At 55.4% G+C, this 1,439-nt stretch carries 1 protein-coding gene; it reads right to left on the reverse strand.

The features are described 5' to 3' along the window. Nucleotides 1-751: 751 nt before the first annotated feature. A partial coding sequence (locus AB5Y92_RS16470; RefSeq protein ID WP_368227165.1) for a hypothetical protein occupies nucleotides 752-1,439 on the reverse strand: 688 nt, incomplete at its 5' end.

The raw sequence follows: 1,439 nt of genomic DNA on the forward strand, positions 1-1,439 counted from the left end.
CTTGCGCGTATCCCCCGAATCTGCGCCATCGCGTTAGTACTAGATTTGCCTCCCAGCGTCATTACTCCAATAACGGTGTCGGTAGGCCCGTTGGTCTAGATAAAGGCACCGGTCCGCCGTTGTGAAAACGCAAGCAATGAGTCCAACTCGCAATCCCTCTGCTGATGATTTCCTTGGCCCACCCGAGATGCGAAAGGGCTACGAACGGTGCTAAAAATGGCGGCTAAATTGCGCGAAAATCTGAAAACGCGCCGATGTGAATTTCGGGAGTCCATGCGGGGCATGGGCACGTGGGGTGGTGTGTTATGCCCGTTGGGGATGAGGGTGAGCCCCACCGCCCTCATCTGGGGCTCAGCCCCATGATCCGGCTTCAGCTTGAAAAATGTGGAGCAGATGGGAAGGGAAACTTCTCCTGTCCAGCCTTCTCTATGAGCGTTGTCCGCTGGCTTCTCTGGTGGTCTGGCTGTCTTGGTCTCTTACTTGGTTTTTTCCTCGGCGTCTCTGAGTCGAGCTTGTCTTGTTGGCTAGAGTGGGGGGCTCTCCCTCCGGGCTGCTTGTTATAAATATGTTTGGCCTACAGAGCCCATATTTTCTGTCTAACCCTTGTCATCGTCTGGCGGTGCGGCGGGCCTCTAGCCGCTGTCCAATGTAGGGGAGTGTGTTTCATGCGCATTGGCACCGTGCATCCCACGTAACTGCAGCCCTATGCCGTCAGAAAAATGTAAGGCGGGATTGCTCCCGCCTGATCTTCTTACGGAGCCACATACAGCTCTACACCGCACTTTGTATCTCTTGGGTCTCCCAGCTCCTTCTGGCAGGTCTTGCCCCGGCCCTTCTCATCGAGCTCGAAAATCCGCTTGGCCTCGACTCGATAGACCCCGTACTGCGTCTTGAGCGGGTTAGTGAATGGCCCCTCAAAATCAATGCTGCATTCCGATCCGCAACTCTCAACAACAGTATGCCCGTTGCTCTGGATCGTGATGAACTCAGCTGTACCGCTACCGCCCGAAAAGTTGAAACGCCGCTTGCCCACAAATGGTAGATCAGTGCGGGTTTGGTTTTTCCCCTTCACCTCTTTGGTGTGCTGGCTCCGTGCTGCCTCACACATCTTGCTCAACAGGGCATCTATCATGACATCCGGTTGTGGCTGGCCGTTTATCTCCAGCGCTTCAACGCTGAACTCCTCACCTTGAACCCACATCTGGAGCAGGCCACGGACAGGCCTATCTCCATATGTGAATGTGCCACTCACGTTGACCAGCTTGCGGCCATCAGCGGCTTTGCCTGCCGACCACTCGGGATCCTTAAAGAAGCTATCGGCCTGCTGCTCTAAGGTCACGCCTGGACAGCTCTCCAGTTCTCCCCCTTTCACGGTCAGTTCGTCCCATTTACTGAGCAATCCGGCTTGAGCCGCTGGTGCCATCAGCAGTGAAACACTG

It is taken from the genome of Aeromonas sp. R1-1 (assembly GCF_040908495.1).
Taxonomy (GTDB): domain Bacteria; phylum Pseudomonadota; class Gammaproteobacteria; order Enterobacterales; family Aeromonadaceae; genus Aeromonas; species Aeromonas veronii.